Origin of the sequence: Streptomyces sp. Je 1-4 4N24, assembly GCF_026239515.1 — a bacterium.
Taxonomy (GTDB): Bacteria; Actinomycetota; Actinomycetes; order Streptomycetales; family Streptomycetaceae; genus Streptomyces; species Streptomyces nigrescens.
In genome coordinates this window covers 8,072,800-8,097,399 of record NZ_CP110836.1, presented here as the reverse complement: position 1 = coordinate 8,097,399, position 24,600 = coordinate 8,072,800, and the positions used below count along the sequence as shown (strand labels likewise).

The 24,600-nt window shown below is 69.4% G+C and carries 20 protein-coding genes and 2 pseudogenes; 13 read left to right on the top strand and 9 right to left on the bottom strand.

Going from position 1 to position 24,600, the window contains the following annotated elements:
• Together SLV14N_RS35075 and SLV14N_RS35070 are read left to right on the top strand one after the other, a co-directional pair.
• Complete coding sequence (locus tag SLV14N_RS35075) at positions 1–891, top strand: alpha/beta fold hydrolase (RefSeq protein WP_263272532.1); 891 nt, start codon at positions 1–3, stop codon at positions 889–891.
• Positions 888–2,075 (top strand): glycosyltransferase, encoded by a 1,188-nt coding sequence (locus SLV14N_RS35070; RefSeq protein ID WP_208686608.1) that lies wholly within the window; start codon positions 888–890, stop codon positions 2,073–2,075. The genes SLV14N_RS35075 and SLV14N_RS35070 overlap by 4 nt, the downstream gene beginning before the upstream one ends.
• A gap of 54 nt (positions 2,076–2,129) precedes the next feature.
• On the opposite strand, the gene SLV14N_RS35065 is transcribed toward SLV14N_RS35070, so the two are convergent.
• Together SLV14N_RS35065 and SLV14N_RS35060 are read right to left on the bottom strand one after the other, a co-directional pair.
• On the bottom strand, positions 2,130–2,402 hold the full coding sequence (locus tag SLV14N_RS35065) for a PH domain-containing protein (RefSeq protein ID WP_263272531.1): 273 nt from the start codon (positions 2,400–2,402) through the stop codon (positions 2,130–2,132).
• Positions 2,403–2,427: 25 nt separating this feature from the next.
• Positions 2,428–2,616 (bottom strand): annotated as a pseudogene (locus tag SLV14N_RS35060) (transposase); the annotation flags it as partial.
• 111 nt (positions 2,617–2,727) lie between these two features.
• On the opposite strand from SLV14N_RS35060, the gene SLV14N_RS35055 reads away from it, so the two are divergent.
• Positions 2,728–3,393 (top strand): nitroreductase, encoded by a 666-nt coding sequence (locus tag SLV14N_RS35055; RefSeq protein ID WP_208688248.1) that lies wholly within the window; start codon positions 2,728–2,730, stop codon positions 3,391–3,393.
• Between the two features lie 226 nt (positions 3,394–3,619).
• Here SLV14N_RS35055 and SLV14N_RS35050 read toward each other — a convergent pair.
• Positions 3,620–3,739, bottom strand: a pseudogene (locus tag SLV14N_RS35050) (IS5/IS1182 family transposase); the annotation flags it as partial.
• A gap of 231 nt (positions 3,740–3,970) precedes the next feature.
• Complete coding sequence (locus tag SLV14N_RS35045; protein WP_263273381.1) at positions 3,971–5,167, bottom strand: Ig-like domain-containing protein; 1,197 nt, start codon at positions 5,165–5,167, stop codon at positions 3,971–3,973.
• A gap of 442 nt (positions 5,168–5,609) precedes the next feature.
• Between SLV14N_RS35045 and SLV14N_RS35040 the strand changes: the two genes are divergently transcribed.
• The 4 genes from SLV14N_RS35040 (at position 5,610) to SLV14N_RS35025 (ending at position 11,164) form a co-directional block, all read left to right on the top strand.
• Positions 5,610–6,854 carry a M4 family metallopeptidase gene (locus tag SLV14N_RS35040; RefSeq protein ID WP_259670608.1) on the top strand — a complete coding sequence of 415 codons (1,245 nt, stop codon included), beginning with the start codon at positions 5,610–5,612 and terminating at the stop codon, positions 6,852–6,854.
• A gap of 553 nt (positions 6,855–7,407) precedes the next feature.
• Positions 7,408–8,343: a hypothetical protein gene (locus SLV14N_RS35035; protein ID WP_265875045.1), complete on the top strand. Its 936-nt coding sequence runs from the start codon at positions 7,408–7,410 to the stop codon at positions 8,341–8,343.
• Between the two features lie 696 nt (positions 8,344–9,039).
• Complete coding sequence (locus tag SLV14N_RS35030) at positions 9,040–9,633, top strand: carbonic anhydrase (protein WP_208686602.1); 594 nt, start codon at positions 9,040–9,042, stop codon at positions 9,631–9,633.
• A gap of 73 nt (positions 9,634–9,706) precedes the next feature.
• Positions 9,707–11,164 (top strand): SulP family inorganic anion transporter, encoded by a 1,458-nt coding sequence (locus tag SLV14N_RS35025; RefSeq protein WP_208686600.1) that lies wholly within the window; start codon positions 9,707–9,709, stop codon positions 11,162–11,164.
• Positions 11,165–11,283: 119 nt separating this feature from the next.
• On the opposite strand, the gene SLV14N_RS35020 is transcribed toward SLV14N_RS35025, so the two are convergent.
• From SLV14N_RS35020 to SLV14N_RS35005, 4 genes are read right to left on the bottom strand one after another with little or no spacing between them, the layout of a single operon-like run.
• Positions 11,284–12,810, bottom strand: coding sequence for an ABC transporter ATP-binding protein (locus tag SLV14N_RS35020; RefSeq protein WP_208686598.1), 1,527 nt, complete (start codon positions 12,808–12,810; stop codon positions 11,284–11,286).
• Complete coding sequence (locus SLV14N_RS35015) at positions 12,807–13,661, bottom strand: ABC transporter permease (RefSeq protein WP_263272530.1); 855 nt, start codon at positions 13,659–13,661, stop codon at positions 12,807–12,809. The genes SLV14N_RS35020 and SLV14N_RS35015 overlap by 4 nt, the downstream gene beginning before the upstream one ends.
• A complete protein-coding gene (locus SLV14N_RS35010) occupies positions 13,658–14,692 on the bottom strand; it encodes an ABC transporter permease (RefSeq protein ID WP_208686594.1) in 1,035 nt (344 codons plus the stop codon). The genes SLV14N_RS35015 and SLV14N_RS35010 overlap by 4 nt, the downstream gene beginning before the upstream one ends.
• Positions 14,677–16,221, bottom strand: coding sequence for an ABC transporter substrate-binding protein (locus SLV14N_RS35005; protein ID WP_259670607.1), 1,545 nt, complete (start codon positions 16,219–16,221; stop codon positions 14,677–14,679). Before SLV14N_RS35005 ends, SLV14N_RS35010 begins: the two co-directional genes overlap by 16 nt.
• Positions 16,222–16,611: 390 nt before the next feature.
• Here SLV14N_RS35005 and SLV14N_RS35000 point away from each other — a divergent pair, with 390 nt between their 5' ends.
• Genes SLV14N_RS35000 through SLV14N_RS34980 form a run of 5 tightly spaced genes read left to right on the top strand, consistent with a single transcriptional unit; the run spans position 16,612 to position 22,525 of the window.
• On the top strand, positions 16,612–17,607 hold the full coding sequence (locus tag SLV14N_RS35000) for a TauD/TfdA family dioxygenase (RefSeq protein WP_208686590.1): 996 nt from the start codon (positions 16,612–16,614) through the stop codon (positions 17,605–17,607).
• A gap of 31 nt (positions 17,608–17,638) precedes the next feature.
• Positions 17,639–18,667, top strand: coding sequence for an ornithine cyclodeaminase family protein (locus tag SLV14N_RS34995; protein WP_208686588.1), 1,029 nt, complete (start codon positions 17,639–17,641; stop codon positions 18,665–18,667).
• The gene (locus SLV14N_RS34990; RefSeq protein ID WP_263272529.1) at positions 18,658–20,031 is read left to right on the top strand and encodes a Y4yA family PLP-dependent enzyme; all 1,374 of its coding nucleotides are present in this window, start codon (positions 18,658–18,660) and stop codon (positions 20,029–20,031) included. The genes SLV14N_RS34995 and SLV14N_RS34990 overlap by 10 nt, the downstream gene beginning before the upstream one ends.
• Before the next feature lie 41 nt (positions 20,032–20,072).
• A complete protein-coding gene (locus SLV14N_RS34985) occupies positions 20,073–21,101 on the top strand; it encodes a cysteine synthase family protein (RefSeq protein WP_263272528.1) in 1,029 nt (342 codons plus the stop codon).
• A 5-nt stretch (positions 21,102–21,106) separates the two neighbouring features.
• Positions 21,107–22,525, top strand: a complete 1,419-nt coding sequence (locus SLV14N_RS34980) for an MATE family efflux transporter (RefSeq protein WP_263272527.1) — start codon at positions 21,107–21,109, stop codon at positions 22,523–22,525.
• A 117-nt stretch (positions 22,526–22,642) separates the two neighbouring features.
• On the opposite strand, the gene SLV14N_RS34975 is transcribed toward SLV14N_RS34980, so the two are convergent.
• Entirely contained in the window at positions 22,643–24,118 is a 1,476-nt protein-coding gene (locus SLV14N_RS34975; RefSeq protein WP_208686581.1) for an MFS transporter, read from the bottom strand.
• An 85-nt stretch (positions 24,119–24,203) separates the two neighbouring features.
• Here SLV14N_RS34975 and SLV14N_RS34970 point away from each other — a divergent pair, with 85 nt between their 5' ends.
• Positions 24,204–24,590, top strand: coding sequence for a MarR family winged helix-turn-helix transcriptional regulator (locus tag SLV14N_RS34970; RefSeq protein WP_263272526.1), 387 nt, complete (start codon positions 24,204–24,206; stop codon positions 24,588–24,590).
• Positions 24,591–24,600: the final 10 nt, after the last annotated feature.

The following is a 24,600-nucleotide window of genomic DNA, read 5'->3' as shown; positions in this document are numbered from 1 at the left end:
GTGGCACTGGTCAACGCCAACGGCGTCGATATGCATGTGGAACGGATGCCTGCCCGCAACGGCACCGGCACCGTCAGCGGCACCTTCGCCGGTACCGCGGCACCGCCCACCGTGGTGCTCCTCCACGGCCTGGTCATCGACAGCCTCATCAGCTACTACTTCACCCTGGCACCGGCCTTCGCGGGCGCGGGACTCGACGTGATCATGTACGACCTGCGCGGGCACGGCCACAGCGAACGGCCGCCGAGCGGCTACCTGCTCCAGGACTTCGTCGAGGACCTCGACGCGCTGCTCGACCGGCTGGAGGTCGCCGGACCGGTGCACCTGGTCGGCAACTCCTACGGCGGCACCGTCGCGTTCAGCTACGCGGCCCGCCGCCCGGACCGCGTGGCCAGCCTCTCGCTGGTCGAATCGGAGCCGCCGACCGGGGCCTGGGCCCGCAAGATGGCCGACAGCCTCGGCAGCGGGGTGGTGGAGCTGGCCCGGGAGAGCCTGTATCCGGAACTGGCAGAGAAGTACAGCGCACACGTCTCCCGGCGGGTGAAGTCCATTGCCCGGCTGCTGCACTCCTGCACCCTGTCCGAGGAGATCCCCGCCAGCAGGGTCATGGAGGAGGCCGAGATCCGGTCCGTACGCTGCCCGGTCCTCGCCGTCTACGGCAGCGAATCCGAACTCGCGCCTCAGGAAGGGTGGTTGAAGTCGCTCCTCCCCCACTGCCGTACCGCAACCATCCCGGATCAGGAGCACTCGATCCTCACCGGCGCCACGCAGCAGGTGAGCGACCTGGTGATGGCGTGGATCCGTGATCACACCGCGGAGCCCTCAGCGTCCTCGGCGCGACCTGCGCCAACAGCAACACCAGCACGATCAGCAAGGGCCGGACACCCATGAGCAGATTCCTCTTCGTCGTACCGCCCCTGGTCGGGCACATCAACCCCACGGTCGGCGTCGCGGCCGAGCTGGCCCGACGCGGTCACGAGGTGGCCTGGGCAGGACGGCCGCAGCTCGTGGAGCCGCTGGTGGGCGGACGGGCGACGGTCTTCCCCTGCGCCTCACGGCAGTTGGGCGACCCCGGCCTGCTGCGCCCGGACTCGCTGCGCGGCCCGGCGGCGCTGAACTTCCTGTGGGAGCGGTTCTTCGGGCCGCTGGCGCACGACATGGCCCCTGGTGTCCAGGCCGCGGTCGAGGAGTTCCGGCCCGACGTCCTCATAGCCGACCAGCAGGCCGTCGCCGGAGCGCTGGTGGCCGAGCGGATGGGGGTGCCCTGGGCCACCTCGGCGACCACGTCGGCGGGGTTCACCTCGCTGGAGGGCATGCCGAAGGTGGAGGAGTGGATCGCCGGCCTGCTGCACGGCCTGCGGCAGCAGATCGGTGCACCGGAAGGCACCGCGGATCCCCGCCTGTCGGACGACCTCGTGCTCCTGTTCAGCACCGAGGCCCTGGTGGGCCAGGACGCCTCCCTCGGCGAGCAGGTGCGGTGCGTCGGCCCGTCCATCTCCGCCCGCCCCACCGGGTCCGACTTCCCCTGGAAGCGGCTGGACCACCGGCGCCCCAAGGTGCTGATCACCCTCGGCACGGCCAACACGGAGGTCGCGCCGCGCTTCCTCGCCGAGTGCGCCGAAGCCGTACGCACCCGGACCAACCGCCTGCAGGCAATCGTCGTCGACCCCTCGGGCACCTTGCCGGAGATCGGCGACAGCGTTCTCGTCCGCCGCCGAGTCCCCCAACTCCCCCTGCTGGAAAGGGTCGACGCCGTAGTCTGCCACGCCGGCCACAACACCGTCTGCGAGACGCTCTGGCACGGGCTCCCCCTGGTCGTCGCTCCCATACGGGACGATCAGCCGGCCGTCGCCGGCCAGGTCACCCGGGCCGGCGCGGGAGTACGCGTGCGCTTCAACCGGGCGGGCGCCGCCCATATCAACGCGGCACTCGACGCCGTACTCCACGATCCCGACTACCGGGCCGCCGCCCAACGGGTGGGTCGCTCCTTCCGCGAAGCCGGCGGCGCGACCGCTGCGGCCACCCACCTCGAACAGCTCGCCGCCCGCACGGCAGGCGAGACGCGGCCGCGCTGAATCGACCGCCGACGCGTACGGCAACTCCTGCACGGCGCGTCGGCGGCCGAGTGTTCACGACCCGCCGGGCGCGAGCAAGCAGAAGCTCTCTCCGTTCACCAGGTCAAGCCGGATCTGGTACACAGGGCCCCTGCGGCCGAAGATTTCGCCGTTCCGCAGGTCCACATAGATGCGCTCGACGGCGTGCCAGGGAATGAACCGCCGCCGCAGCGGGGTCCTGGTCCGAACGCCTTCGGCACCGATGTAGGTGCGCCCGGCGGTGCAGCAGTGCCCGATGAGGGAGAGCGGCACGAACACCAAGAGCGCGATGGTCAGTTCCGTGACCACCCCGTGGCGCGGTTCCTCGATCGAGATACACCGTCTTCCACGGTCCGTACCGCTCAGGCAGATCACGCCAATGCACGCCCGTGCATATCCGGTACAGCACCCCGTTCACGACCTGGCGATGATCCCGCCACCTGCCGCAACGCCCGTTGCTCACCGGCAGAAGAGGCGCCAACCGCTCCCACTGGGCATCCGTCAGGTCACCTCTATTCCCCATAGTCGCATCAACGACTGGCTGCTCGCCGAGACGTTGTCCAGCCTCCGGCGATGCTCGGTGCTGACCGCTGAATACGGTGGAGAGCCCGGCTGAATGAGAGGACGCGAAGAAGTGGATGTGTATGAGGCCGTGGACAGTCGCCGGGCCGTGCGGGCGTTCAGCGATGAGCCGGTACCCAAGGAAGTGCTCGAACGAGTGCTGAACGCAGCGACGCGGGCTCCGTCTAGCGGGAACCTCCAGCCGTGGCATCTGTATGTCGTGACCGACGAACCCTTGGCCGAACTGAAGAGGCGCGCGACCGGCAGGGCACTGGCGGGAGACCCAGGTGACGAGCGGGAGTATCCGATGTACCCGGACGAACTGACCTCGCCGTATCTGGACCGCTTCTCCGCCGCGGCAGCCCAGCGGTACAAAGCGCTGGGGATTAAGCGCGACGACCCCGACCGGCCCCAGAAGATCGCTACCTTGAACTCGGAGGCGTTCGGGGCGCCGGTCGTACTGTTCTGCTACCTCGACCGGACGATGGGGCCCGGACAGTGGGGGGACGCGGGGATGTACTTGCAGACGGTCATGCTGTTGCTGAGGGCGGAAGGGTTGCACAGCTGCCCCCAAGTGATGTGGACCATGTACCGCAAGACCGTCAGCCGAAGCGTCGGAGCCGATGACGGGCTCGTACTGTTCTGCGGCATCTCAGTGGGATTCGAGAAGGAAGGCGTGCCACGGCTGCGTACCGGGCGGGCGGACATGACGGAAACGGTGAGCTTCATCGGAGTGTGACCGCTGACGACCGAGATCGACAGGACAGGCACTAGGTCTAAAACTGACGGAGGTTGTTGACAGGTGGGTCTCTGATTCCTAGGAGACCTGCATGACCGAACGGGAACTACAACGGCGTGCTCGGCATCGGCTCGCGCCCACATGCCCACCGCCACGGCGGCCGACGTCGTGGAGTTCTATCGCCTGCTGGAGGGACAGGCCATCGACGACGTCAACCTCTTCAACATCAAGCTGCAGGAGTGAGAGCCTGCCGAGACCCGTTGCCGTGCTGCCGGCAGTCACGAAGGATCTTGTAGTGCTTCATCCGGGCGAAGGCGTGCTCGACGCGGGCTCTGACGCGGCGATGCTCCGCGTTGTCCGCCTCCGGTCCGCGGCATCGGCGAGCCGGGATACCGGTCGGCTCAAGGGCGAGCAGGGACGCAGGAGTTGAGGGTTGATGCCTGCACATCGCGCGTCAGGGCGATCCCACCGCACCGAGGAATGCGCCCCGACGATCGCTGCAAAAAGGGCCGGAACCGCTCGGTGCTGCCGGGTGAACTCCCTTGCCGCATCCGGCCATGCAGGGGGGCTGGGTCGGTCAGACCGCGCTGCCCTCCTTCCAGTCCGCCCAGGACAGGTTCCAGCCGTTGAGGCCGTTGTCCGGCTTGATGGTCTGCTCGTCGGAGTTCTTGATGATGACGACATCGCCGATCAGCGACTCGTTGAAGAACCACTTGCCGTCGGTGTCGCCCCCGCCGCCCTGGTGGTCGCGCAGACCGACGCAGCCGTGGCTGGTGCCGGAGTTGCCGAAGATCGACGGGTTGCCCCAGTAATTGCCGTGGAGGAAGGTGCCGGAGTCCGACAGCCGCATGGCATGCGGCACATCAGCTATGTCGTAGGTTTTCCCCTTTTCGCCGAAGCCGACCGTGGAACCGTCCATCCGGGTCTGCTCCAGCTTCTCCGAGATCACCATCTGGCCGTTGTAGGTCGGGTTCTCGGGGCTGCCGCCGGAGATCGGGACGTCCTTGAGGGTCTTGCCGTCCCGCTTGACCGTCATGTGCTGGGTGTTCATGTCGACCGTGGAGACCTGCGAGCGCCCGATGGTGAAGGACACCGTCTTGGACTGCACACCGGTGATGCCCTGGCCGCCCTTCACCCCGTCCAGGTCGATCTTCATGGTGACCTTGGAGCCGGCCTTCCAGTAGTCCTCGGGACGGAAGTCCAGGCGCTGGGTGCCGAACCAGTGGCCGACGACCTTCTGGCCGCTGCTGGAGGTCACCGTGATGTGGGACTGGACGTCCTTCTTGTTGGTGATCGCCTTGTCGAACTTGAAGGACACCGGCATACCGACGCCGACGGTCTTGCCGTTGTCGGGGGTGTAGCTGCCGATGAAGCTGCCGGCCGAGGAGACCGTCGTGAAGCTCGCGTTCTCGGTGGCGGCCCGGCCCTTGGCGTCCTTGGCCTTCGCCACGATCCGGTACTTGGTGCCGCGCTCCAGCTGGACCCCGGGCTTCCAGGACGCGCCGTCGGACGATATGGCACCGGCGACGACCTTGCCGGAGTCGGCCTCGGTGAGCTTCACCTCGGTCAGCTTGCCGCCGGTGGCCTTCACACCGGTGTCGTTGATGCTGGCGTTGGTGGCACCGTTCTTCGAGGAGACCGTGATCTTGGCGTCCGAAGCGTTGGCACCCGGCCGGCCGTTCTTGCCGTCGTCGGTGCCGCCGGCCGAGGAACCGTCGCCACAGCCGGACAGCGCCAGCGCGCCCACCGCGAGCAGCGCGGCGACGGCCGGCATGCGGCGCGTCCGACGGGCGCGCCCCAGCGCGCCGGGCGCCTGCTGCTCGGCTGCATGAGGCAACTGGTGCGGGGGACGGGACCGGCCCGACGCGGGTGTGTGCGGCGATGTCACGAGCTGCTCCAGACAGGGACGTTGGGTAATTCCGTGCGCATACATATCCTGCTGCGGAGGCGTTCACGGGTGTGGTCTTCTCACGACCTGTCTCTTCGCTACCGCAGGGTGGCTCTCTGCAAGTGCACCTCACAGATCTAAGAGGCGATCTCAGAAATCCTCTTTACGCTCGTTCCCTACCGGCTCGGCCTCACACGGGAACTCCTGGCCATATCAGCCCCCGCCCCACTCATCCGCCTGCCTCTGACCGCTCTACCCACCGCGCTGGGCCATATCGACGCCGACCGCGCACCGCCGGGTCACAGGTACGGAACAAGAAGGAGGAACAGTGCGTAAGAAGTTGGCCCGGGGAGTTACGGCGAGCGCCGCAGCAGTGGTGATGGTCGCCGGCATCCTGTCGGACTCGGCCTCCGCCGGGACAAGCAACAACACCTCGGCACCCGGTGGACGCAGTAACGCCGAAGGGATATCGCCGACGCGGGAGGATACCGGTCAGCGCGTCGAAGGCACCTTGGCCTCGGAAGCGATGACAGGGCCGAAGGGCACCACGAGCGCCACGAAGGCAGCAAGGTCTGCGGAGACCCGCATCGGTACCGGCAACGGCGTGTACGTCGGCAAGGTCAACATCACCACGCGGCTGCGCAACGGCAGGTACGAGCTGACCGACCCCACCCGCGGCGGCCTGTCAACCGTCGACTTCGGCAACCGCAGCAACCGGGAAGAATCGTCGGGCAAACGGTTCACCGACAGCGACAACGTGTGGGGCAACGGCACCGTGAACAGCCGCCAGTCGGCCGCCGTCGACGCCTACTTCGCTGCCGGAAAGACCTGGGATTACTACAAGAACACCTTTGGCCGCAAGGGCATGCGGGGCAACGGCCAAGGGCCCACGGCAATTGTCCACTACGGCAAGAGCCTCACCACGGCCGAATACGACTACGGCCTCTGGTTCGGCGACGGCAAGGGCGACAAGCGCCCGCTGACCGAACTCGACATCGTGGCCCACGAGTTCACTCATGGCGTCGTCGAGTCGACGGTCGGGTTTGCCCGCACGGGCGACGAATTCCGAGGTTTGAACGAAGCCACCTGTGACATCTTCGGCACGATGGTGGAGTTCAATGCCAACATTGCCGCCGACACCCCTGACTACCTCATCGGCGAGAAGGTCAATTCTCATGGTGACGGCAAGCCGATGCGCTACATGGACAAGCCCTCCAAGGACGGCAAGTCCCCGGACTACTGGAAGCCCGGCATCGGTCGTCTCGACGACGCCCACCACGCGGCAGGGGTGGCCAACCACTTCTTCTATCTGATGGCCGAGGGCAGCGGTAAGAAGGTCATCAACGGCGTGGCCTACGACAGCCCCACGTATGACGGCTCGAAGGTCACCGGTATCGGTCGCGAGAAAGCCGCAAAGATCTGGTACAAGGCGCTGACCACCCAGTTCACCTCGACCACCGACTACAAGCACGCCCGGGCCGGCACGCTGAAGACCGCCGCCGCCCTCTACGGCAAAACCAGCTCCGAGTACAAGGCCGTCCAGAAAGCCTGGACCGCGGTCAACGTGAAGTGACCCACCTCGCACGGCACGCACCGCCCTGGCCGTGCCCACACCCCGCGTACGGACGATGCCGGGGAGCGCGTGGGGAGAATCGACTGCGTAAGTGGGCATGAAGCGGAAAGGCCGCGAAAGAAGCATCTGCGCAGGTCAGATGCAGATCCAGTGGCGTTGCCGCAGGCCAGGGCCACCGGGTAGAGGACCTCGTGATGTATGTACTGCCCGATCATCCGTACACGGCCGTGCATGTTCACCTGTACGCCGACAGGCGAACCTTCACCCGCCGGGTTAGCCTCAACCAGAAACGGGCATTCCAGACTTTTTCGGGATTCTGGTGGGGTGGGCTCGGCTCCTGGGTGTGCGGGTGTCTGTGGCTTCGCTGCGCTCTCCGACGCTCCAAGGGCATCCGCCTGCTGCGACGGAGGAGTTCACCGTGCATCGAGTACTGCAGTTGTTGAGAGGGCGGCGCGTGCCTGTCCTGGCCGCGGCTCTCGGCGTGGCGGGTCTGGTGATGGCCCCCGGCGTGCCCCGAACGGCGGCCGCGCCCGCGGGTCACACTCCTCCTCCGGTGGGCACCGTGCACGAGTACCAGATGCCCCTGCCCCGGCTGGGCAGCACGCATGAGTTGGTCATCGGGCCGGACGGCAACCTGTGGGTCTCCCAGCAACTCGAGGACCGAGTCCTTCGCGTATCCACGGCGGGCCGGGTGGTGGGAATCACCGAATTCCCCAGCAACAGCAGGCCCCACGGCATCGACAAGGACCGGCGCGGCCATGTCTGGGTCACCGAGGAAGACACCAACGCGCTGGTGGAACTGGCCGCCACCGGCGAGCGCATCGCCCGTTACCCGCTCCCGGTGCCCGGCGCCGGGCCGCACGGCCTGCGCATCGGATGCGACGGGCACACCGTGTGGTGGACGGGGAAGGAAAACGGAACCATCGGAAGCTTCGACCCCCGCACCCACAGGTGGACCGTGCACCCCCTCGCCGCCGACAGTCAGCCGATCTACCTGGCGCGAGGGCCTCGCTGTGCCATGTTCTTCACCGAGCTGACAGGCAGCCGCGTCGGCCGTGTCGACGCGAACGGCGTCGTGCGCGAATACGCCACCCCCACCCCTGACAGCCGGCCCATCGCCATTGCCGCCGGCCGACACGGCCATATGTGGTTCACGGAGGAGGCCGGCGCCGCCTACGCCGAACTCGACCCCGCCACCGGCCGCATCACCGAGCACCGCACCGATGTCGAGGGCGCCAAGCTGGCTGGGCTGGCCTTCGACTGCTTCGGCAACCTGTGGGTCCAGTACAACCAGCCCGGACTGATCGACCGCGTCCGACCGGACCTGACCACCAGCCGCTACACACTGCCCACCACCGCCCCGGTCGGCCATCGCATCATTTCCGGTCCGGACGGCTCCATGTGGTTCAGCGAACTGGCTGTCGACATCGTCGGCTCCATCACCACCGGCTGCCCCACCCCACCCCGGCCTCCTGAGCCGACGGCGTGAGCCGCGGACAGACGTCAAGGCGTGCGCATCGCCGTCGCCCTCGCGGTCGCAGCCTGCCGCGCCGACTCTCGATCCATCTCACCAGCCTCGGGTCCGCTCCCCACGCCACGAGCGGTGTCGCCCTCTTGGCCGAGCTCATCCGGCCCGGCGGCCGGGGGTCGGGGCGATGTGGGAGCGCTCTCCGGCTCCCACGCCACCCATGGGGCGTACGCCTTAGCGCATCGCAATGGGAAATGCGCCAATTGGCCATGCGGGACAGCGCGTTACCGTGATTTGACCGTGACTTGACCCCTGGCCATGAGGTAATCTTCACGCAAAGAGGTGTTCGCGCGATGGTCAAGCGGACCATCTGACGTGCTGATGCAGTGGCGCGCCTGTGCTCTGGCAAACGGCCGCGATATTCGGGGGAGATGTACTGATGGAGTGGTGGCGGACCCCCTGCGCATACGGCCACTGGCCGTCATGGTCGCTACCGGACCACAGACGTTCCGACTCCTGCCGCCATGCGGTGGCGGGGCGCTCCACGCTCTAGGCGCGGGCGTCGTCCCGTCTCGGATCACCTCTTCGTTTCGCGTCGACGATGACGCGGAATCACCGGCTGCCGTCTAGAGGCAGACCGGAACATGTTCCTTCCACTGATGACCTGAACACACCGCGCTCACGGGCAACGCTCGTGAGCGCAGGAGAAAGGCCACCATGAAGTCCCTGGTTGACAACGCACGATCCTTCACCTCGCATGTGGCGGAGCGTGCTGAAGAGTTCAGCGCCCTTGAGGCCGGGCAGAGCCCCGAGGTGCTGTTCATCACCTGCTCCGACTCGCGCGTGGTGCCGTCACTGATCACCGGTGCACGCCCAGGCGAGCTGTTCGAGCTGCGGACGGCGGGCAACATCGTGCCCGAGTACAGCAGCGACCGCCCCACCGCGGAGACGGCAACCATCGAGTACGCGGTGCGGGTACTCGGCGTCCGCGACATCGTCGTGTGCGGGCACTCCCACTGCGGTGCGGTCAACGCCCTGGTCAGCGGTGGTGACCTCTCCAGCCTGCCCGCCGTACAGGGCTGGCTGGAGCACGCGGCCGCCCAGCCCGAGACGACCACGCCCCCCTCACCCGACGTTGCGGAGGCGGTCCAGCTCCACGCGGTCGCCCAGCTGGAGCGACTGCACACCCACCCCTGCATCGCGGAACGGGTCGAGGAGGGCACGTTGAACGTGCACGCCTGGTACTACGAGGTGCACACCGGAGCAGTCAAGGCATACGGGCCGGACGAGAAGGCTTTCCTGTCGCTGTGACCCGCATCCGCCCGCCCCACGGGCCACCCAGTACCTCCACCCTTCCGCTTCCGCTGTGCGAGGAAGTCCACTGATGCTCTCCCCCCTCAAAAACCCCGCCCATCTGCGGCGTGATGTCCTAGCCTCCCTCGTCGTCTTCCTGGTCGCCCTGCCCCTGTGCGTTGGAGTGGCCGTAGCCTCCGGTGTACCGGCGGAACTCGGCCTGATCACCGGCATAGTCGGCGGTCTGGTCGTCGGCTTCCTTCCCGGCAGCAGCCTCCAGGTCAGTGGCCCGGCCGCCGGCCTGACCGTCCTGGTCTTCGAGGCCGTCCAGGAATTCGGCCTCGGCGTTCTCGGGGCCGTCGTCCTGCTCGCCGGGCTGGTCCAACTCGCCCTGGGTGCACTGCGGTTCGGGCGATTCTTCCGCGCGATCACGGTCGCGGTCGTCCAGGGCATGCTGGCCGGCATCGGACTCGTTCTGATCTTCGGCCAGCTCTACACCATGGCCGGGGTCGAGCAGCCCCGCTCCGGGATCGACAAGATCCTGGGAGTGCCGCACCTGGTCACCGAGATCGCCACCTCTGGCCAAGCCCTGACCGCGTTCGCCATCGGGGCAGGCACCATCGCCGTCCTCGTGCTGTGGAAGAAGCTCCCGGCTCAGGCCCAGCTGCTGCCCGCACCGCTTGCCGCGGTCGCCCTGGCCACCGTGGCAACCACGGTGGCCGGCTGGTCCGTACCCCGCGTCGAGGTCCAAGGGCTCCTCTCGGCGATCCAGCCGCCGGGGATCTCCGACTTCGCCTCGCTGGGCAGCCTCGCCGCCCTCGGCACGGTCCTCGCCTTCGCCCTCATCGCCTCGGCCGAAAGCCTCTTCAGCGCCGCGGCCGTCGACCGCATGCACGACGGTCCGCGCACCGACTTCGACAAGGAACTGATGGCCCAGGGCGTGGGCAACGCCCTCTGCGGAGTGCTCGGCGCGCTGCCGCTGACCGCGGTCATCGTCCGTAGCTCGGCCAACGTCCAGGCCGGAGCCAAGACGAAGCTCTCGCGCATCCTGCACGGACTGTGGCTCGTGCTGTTCGCCGCCCTCCTTCCGGCCGCGATCGGCGTCATCCCGTTGGCCGCGCTCGCCGGGGTCCTGGTCCATGCCGGCTGCAAGCTGGTCCCGGTCAAGGACCTCCTGCCCCTGTGGCGCTCACACCGCGGCGAAGCGCTCGTCCTCGCCGTCACCGCGATCGCCATCATCACCACCAACATGTTCGAAGGCGTTCTCCTCGGCATCGCCCTCGCCGTGATCAAAAGCGCCTGGGAAACCTCCCACATCCAGCTCGACACCCACGAAACAACCGACGGCCGGCTCCTGGTCACCCTCACCGGATCCGCCACCTTCCTCCGTCTGCCCCGCATGCTCGAAACCCTCGAAGCACTCCCGCACAACAAGCCCGTCGAACTCGACCTCTCCGAGCTGCGCCACCTCGACCACGCCTGCCGCATCACACTGGAGAACTGGGCACAACAGCGGGGAACCACCATCGGGGCACTCGCAAAGGTCTGACCAGCCATTCATTCCGCACGCGACCTGAGGACGGCTCAGCCTCACCAGGGGCGCGTAAACGCACTGCTGCCCCTCGCCCGACGCCGGGCGAGGGGCACAGGGCTTTCCCTGCGGGCGGTTCATGCCGGCTGGGCCGCGCCCGCCACCAAGGCAGCGGTCACCGGGTGGGCCGGGGAGGTGAAGATCCGCGGAGTGGGGCCGGATTCGACGGCCCGGCCCTCGGAGAGGACGAGGAGGGAGTCGGTTCTGCTCGCCATGAGGCGGAGGTCGTGGCTGATGAGGACCAGGACGAGGCCGCGGCGGTCGCGCAGGTCATCCAGCAGGTCCATGATCGAGGAGGCCGTCCCGGCATCGAGGGCGGAGGTGACTTCATCGCAGACCAGCACGTTGGGGTCCGCCGCGAGCGCGCGGGCGATGGAGACGCGCTGACGCTGGCCGCCGGAGAGTTCGTGGGGGTAGCGGTCGGCGAAGTGGGCGGGGAGGCCGACCTGTTCGAGGAGTTCCAGGACACGGGTGGGGGCCTGGTCGGGGGTGGCGCGCCGGTGCAGACGCAGCGGCCGGCCGAGGGTCGCGCCGACCGTACGGCTCGGATTGAGGGTGCCCAGCGGGTCCTGCGGCACGAGTTGGAGGCGTCGGCGCTGTTCGCGGGTGCGGCCCTGGGCGGTGGGGGCGAGGCGTACTCCGTCGAGGGTGACGGAGCCGCTGGTGGGCCGGTGGAGTCCGACGACGGCGCGGACCAGGGTCGTCTTGCCCGAGCCGGAGGCTCCGACGATGCCCGTACTGGACCCGGCCGGCACGGCGAGGCCGACGTCGTGAAGGACGGGGGTGCGGTGGCCGCGTCGTCCGAAGGCCGCGTGCAGACCGGAGACGGTGAGCGTGGGTGCGCCGGTGGGGAGCGGCCGGTCGGTGGTGCGTGGCAGGGGTGGCGGTGCGGGCGCGCCGCTGGAGAGGTCCACGACGTCGTCGGCCAGCCGGGAGACCAGGTCCGCGTCGTGGCAGGACAGTGCGATGGCGAGCTGGTGACGGTCCGCGAGATGGCGCAGGAGTGCGGCGATCTCGTGGCGCAGCTCCGGGTCGAGACCGGCGGTCGGCTCGTCGAGGAGCAGTGCGGCGGGGCGGCGGGCCAGTGCCCTGGCGAGGGCGACGCGGCGCTGCTGGCCACCGGAGAGCGCTCCGGGGCGGCGTCCCAAAATGCCGTTCTCGGTGGGGAGTTGGACCTCGGAGATCAGGTCGCGCAGTGCCTGAGGGCTGCGGTCCGCGGCGACTTCGGCGAGCAGGCGGCGGACCGTCATCCGGGGATTGAGACCTGAGCCCGGGTCCTGCCCGACGTAGGCGAGACGGTGGCGGCGCAGGCTGCGCAGTGCGGTGGCGTCCAGCGCCGGCACGTCCCGGCCGAGGACTTCGATACAGCCGGCCGTGAGCCGGGTCCCTGGCGGCAGGACGCCGGCCACGGCGCGCAACAGGGTGGTCTTGCCGCAGCCGGAGGGACCGGTGAGTGCGGTGATACGGCCGGGGCGGACCTCCAGACTGCCGCCGTCAAGGAGCAGACGGCCGTCCGGGGCAGTGATCGTGAGGTCCGTGACGGTCACCGCCGGTTCGGTGGACGGTGCACGGTCCTCGGGGTACCGGCCTGGCATGTGGTTCACAGTGCGGTCACCGCCTTCCGGCCGGTCTGCGGGACGAGTGCCGAAACGGCGAGGTTGACGCTCATGGCGAGGAGGCCGATGGCGAGACTGGGGGCCAGTACGCCCCAGGGGTTGAGGACGATGCCGCCCGCGTTCTCCCGGATCATCAATGCCCAGTCGGCGGCGGGTGGTTGGGGGCCCACCTGGAGGAAGCCGGCGGTGGCGACGACGTAGACGGCGGCGACGAACCGCAGCCCGAAGAGGGCGAGCAGGGTGGCCCGCAGGTTGGGCAGGACCTCCCGTACGACGAGGTGCCACAGTCGCTCTCCGCCGACCGCCGCCGCCTCGATGTAGCCGGAGGCCGCGACGGGCGCCGCCGCCCCTGCGACGAGGCGCACCGCGTAGGGCACGCCCATGACGACGGCGGCGGCGATCACCGCGAAGCGTCCGCCGCCCGGCCACGACAGGGTGAGGAGGAGGATGCCGAGTACGGCGGGCAGCAGCATCAGGACGTCCGCGGAGCGTTCGACGATCCGGCCGACGGTCGGCCGCAGGGCACCGAGCGCGCCGAGCAGGGCCGCCACCACCGTCACGAGCAGGGCGACCAGCAGTGACGTGACGATGAGTTCGCGGCCCCCGGCGAGGACACGGGTGAGCACATCGCGGCCGAGATGGTCGCCACCGAGCGGGGCGCCACCACCCGGCTCGGAGTACGGAGCGGTGACGGGGGCATCGATGGCGTGCGGGTGGAGCCACGGCCCGGTGGCGGCGGCCGTGATGAGCAGGAGCGCGGGAAGGGTGCGCAGAACGAGGCCGCGCGAGCGGCGCCGGCGGATGGGCTGTTCGAGGGCGGTCGGGTGCGGGGCGGTCATATGCGGCCTCCGGAAGCCCAGGCACGTACGAGGTCGGCGAGCAGGAGTACCCCGGTGATGACGGCTCCGGTGACGGCGACGACGCCCGCGACGACCGGGCTGTCCCGGTCGGCGACGGCTCCGGCCAGAACCCCGCCGATGCCGGGGTAGTTGAAGATCGTCTCCACCACGACGGCGCCGCCCAGCAGCATGCCGGTCGAGGTGGCGAGACCCGCCGCGATGGTGGGCAGCGCGCCGGGAAGCAGGTGGTGGGTCAAGATCCGGTGCCGCGGCAGCCCGTCGATCAGCGCGGTCTCCATGTGCGGGGCCTTGGCCTCGTCGGCGAGGGCCGCGCGCACGATGCGGGTGTTCCAGCCGATCTGCGGGACGGACAGCGCCACCACGGGCAGCACGAGCATCGGCCAGGACGCGGGTGCGCCGTCAGCGCCGGTGAGGGTGACGGCGGGCAGCCAGCCGGCCCACAGGGCGAAGACCAGGACGAGGGCGACCGCGACCACGAATTCGGGCAGCGCGAGGATGCCGGTGGCGGTGGCCGATACGGCCCGGTCGGTGAGGCGGCCGGGCTTGAACGCCGCCAGGCAGCCGAGTCCGAGCGAGACCACGAGGGTCACCAGCAGGGCGAGTCCGCCCAGAAGCAAGGTGTTGGGGAAGGGGCGGGCGAGAAGACCGGCGACCGCCTCCCCGTGGGCGGAGGTGCCGAGGTCGCCGGTGGGCAGGCCGGTCATCCAGTCGGCGAAGCGGGTCAGGACCGGGCGGTCGAGGCCGAGGAGGTGACGCCGGTGCCCGAGGTCGGCGGGGCTCTCACCGCGCTCCGCGGTGGCGGTGGCGGCGTCGCCCGGCAGCAGTTCGATGGCGGCGAAGACGGCGGCGAGCAGCACGGCGAGCAGCAGCATCCGGCGGGCCGGCAGGGCGAGCAGACCGCCCGTGCGCAGGACCGCGGACAGCACGGGCCGGACCGGACGGACGGCCGTCGGCTCCCCGTCCGGTCCGGTCGCCGGCTCCCGCGCCGTACCGCTCAGCGGGCCAGCCATGCCCGCTCAAGCTGCACACGGCCGTAACCGGGCAGGGTGGGCAGACCGCGCACCGGGGCGGCGGCCAGGTCGATGCCGTCGGCCATGCCCCACAACAGGTAGCCGGATGTGTCATGTTCGATCCGCTGGAGTTCCTTGAGCGCTGTGGCGCGCTTCGCCGCGTCCCTGGTGCCGATGGCCTTGCGGTACGCCGCGTCGAACTCGGCGTTCTTCCAGCCGGTTTCGTTCGTGGCCGATGCGGAGAACATCGTCTTGCTGGCGAAGAAGACGACGGAGTCGTTGGTGCCCCAGTAGGTCGTGTAGAGATCGCCCTGGAGCCAGGTCTTGTCCCAGAACGTGGCGGACTCCTGCTTGACCACGTCGATCTTCACCCCGGCCTCGCGGACCTGGGTCGCGAACAGGGTCGCGGACTCGGTGAGCCCGGAGACGTCCTCGGTGGTCAGCAGCTTGTACGTCTTGGACGTGTCGAAGCCCGCCGCTTTCAGCAGGGACCTGGCCCTGCTGAGGTCACGGGTGCGCTGCGGGATGGCGGCGGCGTAGGCGGGGTCGCCGGTCCCGAGAATGTCGTTGGCTACGGCGCCGTAGCCGGACAGCACCTGCTTGACCATGGCCTCGCGGTCCACGGCCAGCCGGAGCGCCTCCCGCACTTTCGCGTCCGCGAACGGTCCGCCGGTGGTGCGCATGACGATCGGCATCGCCATGTCGTCGGGGCGGCGGATGATCTGGACGTCCTTGCGCTGCTCGGCCGTACGCGCCGCCACCGCGCCGACGTTGGAGGCGACGTCGATCTGGCCTCCGAGCAGTGCGTTGGCCATCGCCTGCGGGGATTCGAAGATCTTGACCTCGATGGCGTCGAGGAGGACCTCGCCGCCGTACCACTCCTCGTTGCGCACCAGCCGGGCGTTGCCGGAGCGGAACCAGTCCAGCTTGAACGGGCCGGAGCCGGGCGCCGTCCCGATCTCCTTGTCCTTGGTGCCCTTCTTGAGCACAAAGGTCGTCAGGCGGGTGAGCTGGGGCAGTTCGGCATTGGGGTAGTCGGAGATCAGGACGACGGTGTCGGCGCCTTCGGCCCGGATGTTCTCGGCCTTGATGCCGGGCAGTCGGGAGGCACCGTTGGGGGTGGCCCGCAGCCGGCGCAGCGACCAGGCCACGTCCCCGGCGGTGACCGGGCTGCCGTCGTGGAACTTCGCGCCCTTGGCGATCGTGAAGCGCCAGGTCTTCAGGTCGTCCGACACCTGCCAGCGCCAGGCCAGCCGCGGGACGGTGTTGGTCTTGGCTCCGGGGGCGGTCAGGGTGTCGTGGACGAGGGCGACGATGAGGTAGTCGCTCTCGTTGGTCTGAACGCTGTGCGGATCACGGGTGACGGCCGAGGCGCGGCCGAGCGCGCCGACCCGGAGCGTGCCACCCCGCTTGGGCTTGCCGCCCGCGGCGGCGGGTTCGGTCGAGGTCCCCCCGCTGCCCGAGCATGCGGCCAACAGCGCCGCCGCACCTAACGCTCCACCGGCCCACAGCACTTGACGCCTGTTCATGTCCACGTACGTCCTCGATCCGCTTCGGGGGCGACTGGGGGGTGCTTAGGTGTGCCTACCCTAATGACAGTCCTTGCTGCAAGGGGTCACGCGCCGACGAACAGATGATCGAACGGCAGCACTCGGGGCAGATTGTGTATCCAACTGCGCTTTGCCGCCTTGTTTTTGACGTTGCATCAGGCAAACGCCCGAAAGTGAACCGGACCCACCAGTAAGGGTTGCCTTGCCTAAGGTCGGCGCCTAATGTTCAGCCCGTTCGCCGGTCAGCCACCACATCAGCCGCCTCCGGGCGGCCGCTCAGTCCTGCCTGTTACGGATCCGCAGCGCCCCGCCCCCACGGCTGCCGGCAGAGGCGCTTTCCCTGTCTCACGACGGAAACGGACTCTCGCCATGAGCACGGCAGCCGCACCTGTCCGCACGCTCGATGACCGCACCGCGAGCGAGCTCCGCCGGACCGCGGAGAAGATACTCGCCGAGTTCGGCGCGTCCACCGCAACTCCCCTCCTCCTGACTGAAGTTGCACAGGCGGCCGCCGGGTTCGACGACACCCTCCGGCACCACTGCCGGCCCGTCGACACCGCCGACGGCCTGTTCGTGCTGCGGGGCCTCGATGTCGACGACGACGCCATCGGGCCGACCCCCTCCAGCTGGGCCACCGCCGACGGCTGCGGTGCCCCCTTCGACCTCCAACTGCTGCTGCTCGCCTCGGTGATGGGCAACCCCCTCGCGTGGGAGGGCCAGCAGGACGGCCGGTTCGTCCACAACATCGTCCCCTCTGCCGGGCGCGAGAGTGAGCAGACCGGAGCCAGCAGCACCGTGCTCCTCAGCCCGCACACCGAGGACGCCTTCCACCCCCGCCGCGCACATCTGCTGATGCTCGGCTGTGTGCGCAACCCCGACGGCATCGCCACCACCGCCGCCAGCATCCGCAAGGCCCGGCTCACCGACGAGGACCTCGGTGTCCTCTCGCGTGCGGTGGTGCCGATCCTTCCCGATGACGCGTACGCCGAGGCGCAGGGCTACGCCGGACAGACGCCGCCCGCGGTCCCCACGCTGTTCGCGGCCGAGGAGGGACCGACCCTGCGCTTCGACCCGGCGTACACACCGCTCGACGAGGCGGACGGGCCCTACCGGGCGGCCTACGGACGGCTCACCGCCGAACTCGCCCGCGTATCCGTCGCGGTGAGCCTCTCCCCCGGCGAGGTCCTGGTCGTCGACAACGACCTGGTCGTGCACGGCCGGGTGCCCTTCCAGGCCCGCTACGACGGCAGCGACCGGTGGCTCAAGCGTGCCTCCGTGCGCGTTCCCGGGCGCCGCAGCCGCCCCCTGGCCGAAGCCGGTGAACACGGCTACGGTCAGGCCGCCCTCGAAGCCCCCACCAGCTGACAGCTCGTCCACGGAACGGAGGCACCACCCGATGACCGACACCTCGATCACCGCCCCCGCCGACCCCCCGATATCCGGCGACGACCAGCACCTGCGGTTCCTGTCCACCACGGATCTGGCCGGGATAGACATCTCCCTGGCCGATGTGGTGGCCACCGTGGAGGGCGCCTACCGCACCCTGCACGCCGGACAGTCCGACAACCCCCGCAAACTGACCGTCAAGCCACCGGACGGGCACTCGGTCTCCTACGCGATGCTGGGCCGGGACGGCTCCCGTGATGTCGTCGCGATCAAGACCTCCTACAAGCACGGCCTGGACAAGGGCCGTGCCGAGCAGCACTACTACACCTCCCTCACGCTCTACGACGACCGCACCGGACTGCCGGTGGCGCTCATGGACTGTTCCCGGATCGGGTCACTGCGTACGCCGGCCGTCTCCGCACTGCTGGCCCGCGAATGCGCGGCGCCCGGCGCCCGCAGCGCGCTGGTGATCGGCACCGGAACCCAGGGCCGCCTCGCCCTGCCGTTCCTGCTCACCACCCTGCCGGACCTGGACCGGCTGATGCTGTCCGGCACCCACCCCGAGGGCATCGCCGCGGTCCGCGCGCGGCTGCGCGACCACTTTCCCGACCGGGAGGTCGAGCTCGTCGACGATCTGCGGGCCGCCGCCGCGGACGCCGATGTCCTCGTCGCCACCGCCGGCTCCCACACCCCCGCCGCCGTCGAGGCCGACTGGCTCAGGCCCGGCGCACTGTCCGTCCTCGTCGGCCATGGACTCGCCCCCTCGACGCTCCACCGGGCCGACCGGGTCATCGCCACGAGCGAGGCACAGATGCATATCACCGGCCTGGACATGGCCGACGCGGACGGCAAACTCCCGGCCGTGGACGCCGAGTTCCCACCCGTTCTCGCCGGCAGCGCCGCCGGCCGCCGCTCGGACACGGAATGGATCTTCGCGTACAACAGCGGCCTGGTCGTCACCGACATCGCCCTCGGCCACCGCTTCGCGCAGCTCGCACTGGCACAGGGCCTGGGGACCGAGGTCGCGCTGTGGCGGTGAGCAGCGCATCCTCCTGGCCGACGCTGCCCGCCCTGCCCGACCCCGCCACCCGCGCCGTGCTGGACAGCGGGCTGCTGGAGGAACTCTCCTACGCCCTCGGCGGCCCGTTCCACTTCCTGTTGCCCGACGCGTTCGACAGCAACCTCCGGGCCATGCGGTCCGTACTGGAGACAGCGGGCGTGGACGGGTTCGTGTACTTCGCGAAGAAGGCCAACAAGGCCACCGTGTGGAGCGAACGCTGCGCCGCGAACGGTGCGGGGGTCGATGTGGCCTCGGCCGGTGAGCTGCGCGACGCCCTCGGAGGCGGGGTGCCCGGGGAGCACCTCGTCGTCACCGGCCCGGCGAAGGACGGCGCCCTGCTGCGTCTGGCGGTACGGCAGGGCGCGCTGGTCGCCGTGGACGCGCTCGATGAACTCGACGCGGTCCTCGCCACGGTGCCGGCCGGCACCGCTCGTCCGGCCCGGCTGCTGCTGCGCTGCCTGCCGCCCGGCCAGCCGCACAGCCGCTTCGGCATGAACGACGCCGAACTGGACACCGCCCTGGACCGCTGTGTGCGGGCGGGTGGCGCGGTGCGGATGGAAGGCTTCAGCTTCCATCTGTCCGGGTACGCCGTGCAGCCGCGCGCCGACCTGGCCGGAGCCCTGATCGACCGGTGCCTCAAGGCCCGCGCTCTGGGGCTGGCGGCCGGCCGGATCAGCATCGGCGGCGGCCTGCCGGTCAGCTACACCGACGCCGAGAGCTGGTACGCCTTCCTCGCGGAGCAGCACAGCGGTCACTACCACGCGGGCAAGTCGTTCACCGCCGGTGACTTCTACCCGTACCACTCCCCGACCGCCGAGTCCGGAGCACTGCGGGTGCTGCTCGGAGCGCGGCCCGAAGGGCACCGCCGGAGCCTGGCCGAGCTGTTCAAGGGCTCCGGTGTCACGCTGTTGATGGAGCCGGGCCGAGCCCTGCTGGACAAGGCGGGTGCGACCGTGTTCCGGATCCAGGGGGTCAAGGACCGCGCGGGCTACCAGCTGCTGACCGTCGACGGCACCAGCCTGAGCCTGTCCGAGCAGTGGTTCAACAGCGAGTACCTGCCCGATCCCTGTCTGCTGTCGCACGCCCCGGACGTCCCCGCCGGCACCTATCCGGCCTGCGTCGGGGCGGCCACCTGCCTGGAATCGGACCTGCTCACCTGGCGGAAGATCGCCTTCCCGCGCCGTCCTCGCACCGGTGACCTCCTGGTCTACCCCAACACCGCCGGCTACCAGATGGACTCCAACGAGTCGTCCTTCCACGACCTGCCCCTGCCCCCCAAGGTCGTCATCGACCACACCGAACGCCCGCGTCCCCGCTGGCGGCTGGACCGGCGGCCGTACTGACCCCGGGCCGATGCCCGTACGCCCCTTCACAGGAGAGTTCGATGCCCGGAGCACTTCAGCGCCCCAGCGTGGTCTCCCGAATATCCGACCTCATCGGCCACACCCCGCTACTGGAACTCGCCGTCTCCGAGACCGGCAGCCGTCTGCTGCTGAAGCTGGAGATGTTCAACCCCACCGGCACGGCGAAGATCCGGATGGCCCGCCAGATGATTCTCGATGCCGAGGCACGCGGCGCACTGCGCCCCGGCGGCCGCATCATCGAGTCGACCTCCGGCAACACCGGACTCGGGCTCGCCGTCATCGCCGCCGAACGCGGCTACACCTTCACCGCCGTCGTCGACCACCACGCCTGTCCGGACAAACTGCGCGCCATGAAGGCCCTGGGCACCGAACTCGTCCACGTCAGTAACAACGGTACGGAAGAACTCGCCACCGCCGCACGGGAAGAGCTCGCCGAGGACCTGGCCCGCAGCCAGGACAACACCGTCTTCACCGAGCAGCACCACAACCCCAGCAACGGCGTCGGCTACTTCCCCGTCGCCCACGAACTGAACGAGGCCCTCGACGGCCGGCTGAATGTCCTCATCGGCTCGGTCGGCACAGGTGGCGCCCTCTGCGGCACCGCCCGCGAACTGCGCACCCTCATACCGTCGTTCCACACCATCGGCGTCGAGCCCGAGGGGTCGATCGCGTTCGGCGGGCCCGCCCACGACTACTACCAGTCCGGCACCGGCACCCCCGAGGGGGCGGAGATCGGCGCCCTGGTCGACTTCGACCTCATCGACGAAGGAGTCAAGGTCGGCGACATCGAGGCGTTCGCGACCTGTCGCGCCGTCGCCCGCACCGGCCTGCTGATCGGGGGCTCCGCCGGCGGAGTCGTCCACGTGGCACTGTCCCGGCTGCCCTCGCTGCCGCCCGGCACCACCATGGTCGCCCTCATCAATGACGGCGGCGAGAAGTACCTGGACACCGTCTTCAACGACGAGTGGATGCGCGCCCGTGGTCTCCTCGCCCCCACAACGGAGCGAGAGACCGACGAGCTCCTCACCAAGCTCCGGAGGAACCGATAGCCGCCATGCCGACCACTCTCCTCCGCGACAGCCGCGCCCTGGCCGCGCTCGCCGTCCCCCTCATCCTCACTCAGCTCGCCCAGGTCGCCCTGACCACCACCGACACCGTGATGATGGGCCTGCTCGGCACCGAGGAACTCGCCGCCGGCGGCCTGGCCCTCGTCATCTTCAACCAGCTGCGCACCATGGGCGTCGGTCTGCTCACCTCGGTAGGCAACCAGGTCGCCACCGCGGCGGCCCGCACCGAACTCACGGCAGACGCGACCGAGCCCCCCAGTGAAGGAGCGACGGAGGGGGAAAGAGAAGCGGCGCACGCGGAGATCCGTGCGCTCGTTCGCGCGAGCCTGGTTCTCGCCACGCTCGCCGGGCTCGCCGGAGCCGTTCTCATGCTCCTCATCGGTCAGGCCCTGACCTGGCTCGGCCAGGACGCCTCCGTCGTCGAACGCACCCGGGCGATGCTGCTCGCCCTGGCCCCCGGTCTGCTGCCCTGCCTGTGGTTCCAGGCCATCCGCCAGTTCACCGTCGGTATGCGCCGCCCCCAGGCCCTGCTGCAGATCACCCTCGCCTCCATAGCCGTCAACGCCGGTCTGAACTGGGTTTTCCTGCACGGCACATGGGGACTGCCCCGGCTGGGCCTGACCGGCATCGGCGTCGCCACGTCCACCGTCCACCTCCTCTCCTGTCTCGCCCTCTATCTCTCGGCGAAGAAGGACGCCCAACTGGCGCCCCTGCTCAGCCTCAACGCGGCCAAAGCCGATAGGGCCACCTCCCTGCGGCTCGTCGGCCTCGGTGTGCCGATCGCTGCGACCTACGGCTCCGAGGCCGGGTTCTTCTCCCTCACCGCGCTGATGGCCGGCTCCTTCGGCCCCGCCGCCCTCGCCGCGCACACCGCCGTCAACCAGCTGGTCTACATCGTCTTCCAGGTCGCCGTCGGCATCTCCCACGCCGCCTCGATCAACGTCAGCCGCGAACTCGCCCTCGGCCGTACCGACGACGCGCGCCGCCTCAAGAACACCGCGCTGGCCTGCGCGGCAGCCGTCATGACCCTCGTCGGTATCGCCTACCTGTCCGTGCCCCGGGTCGTCCTTTTCCCCTTCCTCGATTCCGGCTCCGAGCAGGCCCTCGGCATCGCCACCCACCTGCTCATGGTCACCGCCGTCCTCCAGTTCTTCGACTGCGCGCAGAACATCGGCGTCGGACTCCTGCGAGGACTCGACGACACCAAGAGCGGCTTCCGCATCACCCTCATCGGCTACTGGGCCGTCGGACTCCCCGCGTCCTGGCTCCTCGCCTACGCTCTGGACCTCGCCACCCTCGGCATCTGGCTCGGCCTGCTCACCGGCCTGGCCACCACTGCCCTGCTCCTCCTGCGCCGCTACACCCAACAACTGGCCGGTCACCGGAGCCAACCGGTCCCGGCCTGATCACCGTCCACCGAATGACGGAGCCGGCAGGTGGGACACGCGGATGCGGGCCCGGAACGGCACATCCCGGTCATGGCTGGTGCCACACCGGGATGCGCCGTGACAGGACCGGTCCGGTCAGTCGACGAGGGCGAGCTCCGGCTCGTCCACCGGCCTGGGCGCCGGCTCGACCGTCGCCGTGTCGGTCTTGCGCCGTCCGAGCACTCCTGACAGTCCGATGAGCAGGCCGATCGCCGAGAGGACGGTGATCGTGAGCAGCGCCGGGGTGAAGCCGGCGAGCAGGGCGTCGGGGCCGGTCTTGCCTTCACCTCCGGCGGTGAGGACGGCCGTGACGATCGCGAGTCCGATCGCGCCGCCGACCTGCGTGGAGGTGTTCAGCAGGCCGCCGGCCAGGCCCTGTTCGTGGTCCGGGATGCCGGCGGTGGCCTGGATGTTGAAGGACGCGAAGGCCAGGGTGAACCCGATGCCGAGCAGGATCATGCTGGGCAGCACACCGACGACATAGGGGGCGTCCCGGTCGATGACGAGGAAGAGTACGTAGGCGATGAGATGGGCGATGACACCGCCCGCGATGGTGCGCGAGGTGCCGACCCGTTCGATCAGGGGATCCATCCGCGGCGAGCCGAAGGCCACGATCGCCGCGGCCGGAAGGAAGCCGAGCGCGGTCTGGAGCGCCGACCACTGCAGCACCGACTGGAAGTAGAGCATGACCACGAACTGGAAGCCGATGTAGCCGCCGAAGAACACGGATATGCCCAGGTTGGCCCGCGCCAGCGAGCCCGAGCGGAGGATGCCGAGACGGACCAGCGGATGCGCACTGCGGCGTTCGATCACGAGGAAGGCGAGCAGCAGCACCGCGGCGATGGCGAACTGGATGAGTGTGTTCGGAGCGGCCCAGCCGGCCTCCGGCGCTTCGACGACGGTGTAGACGAGCAGCAGCATCGCGCCGACCGAGGTGATCGCGCCGGGGATGTCATAGCCACCGGAGGAGCGGGGGCCGTCCTTGGGCAGCAGGCGGTTGGCCGCTATCCAGGCGATCACGGCGATCGGTACCGGCAGGAAGAACGTCCACCGCCAGCCGACCTGGGTCAGCAGGCCGGAGAGCACCAGGCCGGCCGAGTAGCCGCTGGCCCCGAAGACGGAGAAGACGCCCAGCGCCTTGTTGCGCGCCGGCCCTTCGGCGAACGTGGTGGTGACGATGGACAGCGCGGCAGGCGCGGTGAACGCCGCCGCCATGCCCTTGAGTATGCGGGTGGCGATGAGGAGGGTTCCGTCGTCGACCAGACCGCCGAGCACGGAGGCGGCCGCGAACACGGCTACCGCGGTCAGGAACACCCGGCGGCGTCCGAGCAGGTCGGCGGCGCGTCCGCCGAGCAGCAGCAGCCCGCCGTAGCTGAGGACATAGCCGCTGACGATCCACTGCAGCGCACTGGTGGACAGGCCCAGGTCTGCCTGGATGGAGGGGAGGGCGACGCCCACCATCGAGACGTCGAGCGCGTCGAGGCCGATGACGAGGGAGACCGTGAGCAGGACTCCCCAGAGTTTGGCGTTCCACGTGGAGGTGGAGGCGGACAGGGGCGCGGAGGAAGTCATGCCGCGACTCTCACATGCACGCGCATCGAATGCAAGTGCATTTAATCTTTGTGCATCAAATGCCGCCGCATGTTATCTTGGCTTCATGATGGGTGGCTCAGAGCAGGAACTGGTCGACGAGTGGCATGGGCTCCTCGCCCTTCACGCCACCGTGCACAATGCTCTCGAGCACGAGCTACAGGCGCAGCACGGTCTGAGTGTCAGCGAGTTCGAAGCCCTCGAACTCCTCGTCTCCTCCGACCACGGCAAGTGCCGGGGCCAGGACCTCACCCAGGCGGTGCACCTGAGCCAGAGCGCCGCATCCCGCCTGGTCGCCAGGCTGGAACGGGGCAGCCTCGTCGAGCGCGTCATGTGTGACCTCGACCGCCGCGGCATCTTCGTCATCCTCACCGACGAAGGCCACAAGCGCTACCGCGACGCGAAACCGACCCACCGCTCCGTGCTGGCGCGAACCCTCCGCGGAGACAACTGACCGGTCTCCG

What these genes read in the sequence shown, in the direction of transcription:
- SLV14N_RS35070 (WP_208686608.1), top strand. Translation starts at nt 888, where the DNA reads ATGAGCAGATTCCTCTTCGTCGTACCGCCCCTGGTCGGGCACATCAAC.
- SLV14N_RS35045 (WP_263273381.1), bottom strand. Translation starts at nt 5,167, where the DNA reads ATGCCGGCCGTCGCCGCGCTGCTCGCGGTGGGCGCGCTGGCGCTGTCC.
- SLV14N_RS35030 (WP_208686602.1), top strand. Translation starts at nt 9,040, where the DNA reads ATGAAGTCCCTGGTTGACAACGCACGATCCTTCACCTCGCATGTGGCG.
- SLV14N_RS35025 (WP_208686600.1), top strand. Translation starts at nt 9,707, where the DNA reads ATGCTCTCCCCCCTCAAAAACCCCGCCCATCTGCGGCGTGATGTCCTA.
- SLV14N_RS35015 (WP_263272530.1), bottom strand. Translation starts at nt 13,661, where the DNA reads ATGACCGCCCCGCACCCGACCGCCCTCGAACAGCCCATCCGCCGGCGC.
- SLV14N_RS35010 (WP_208686594.1), bottom strand. Translation starts at nt 14,692, where the DNA reads ATGGCTGGCCCGCTGAGCGGTACGGCGCGGGAGCCGGCGACCGGACCG.
- SLV14N_RS35005 (WP_259670607.1), bottom strand. Translation starts at nt 16,221, where the DNA reads ATGAACAGGCGTCAAGTGCTGTGGGCCGGTGGAGCGTTAGGTGCGGCG.
- SLV14N_RS35000 (WP_208686590.1), top strand. Translation starts at nt 16,612, where the DNA reads ATGAGCACGGCAGCCGCACCTGTCCGCACGCTCGATGACCGCACCGCG.
- SLV14N_RS34995 (WP_208686588.1), top strand. Translation starts at nt 17,639, where the DNA reads ATGACCGACACCTCGATCACCGCCCCCGCCGACCCCCCGATATCCGGC.
- SLV14N_RS34985 (WP_263272528.1), top strand. Translation starts at nt 20,073, where the DNA reads ATGCCCGGAGCACTTCAGCGCCCCAGCGTGGTCTCCCGAATATCCGAC.
- SLV14N_RS34980 (WP_263272527.1), top strand. Translation starts at nt 21,107, where the DNA reads ATGCCGACCACTCTCCTCCGCGACAGCCGCGCCCTGGCCGCGCTCGCC.
- SLV14N_RS34975 (WP_208686581.1), bottom strand. Translation starts at nt 24,118, where the DNA reads ATGACTTCCTCCGCGCCCCTGTCCGCCTCCACCTCCACGTGGAACGCC.
- SLV14N_RS34970 (WP_263272526.1), top strand. Translation starts at nt 24,204, where the DNA reads ATGATGGGTGGCTCAGAGCAGGAACTGGTCGACGAGTGGCATGGGCTC.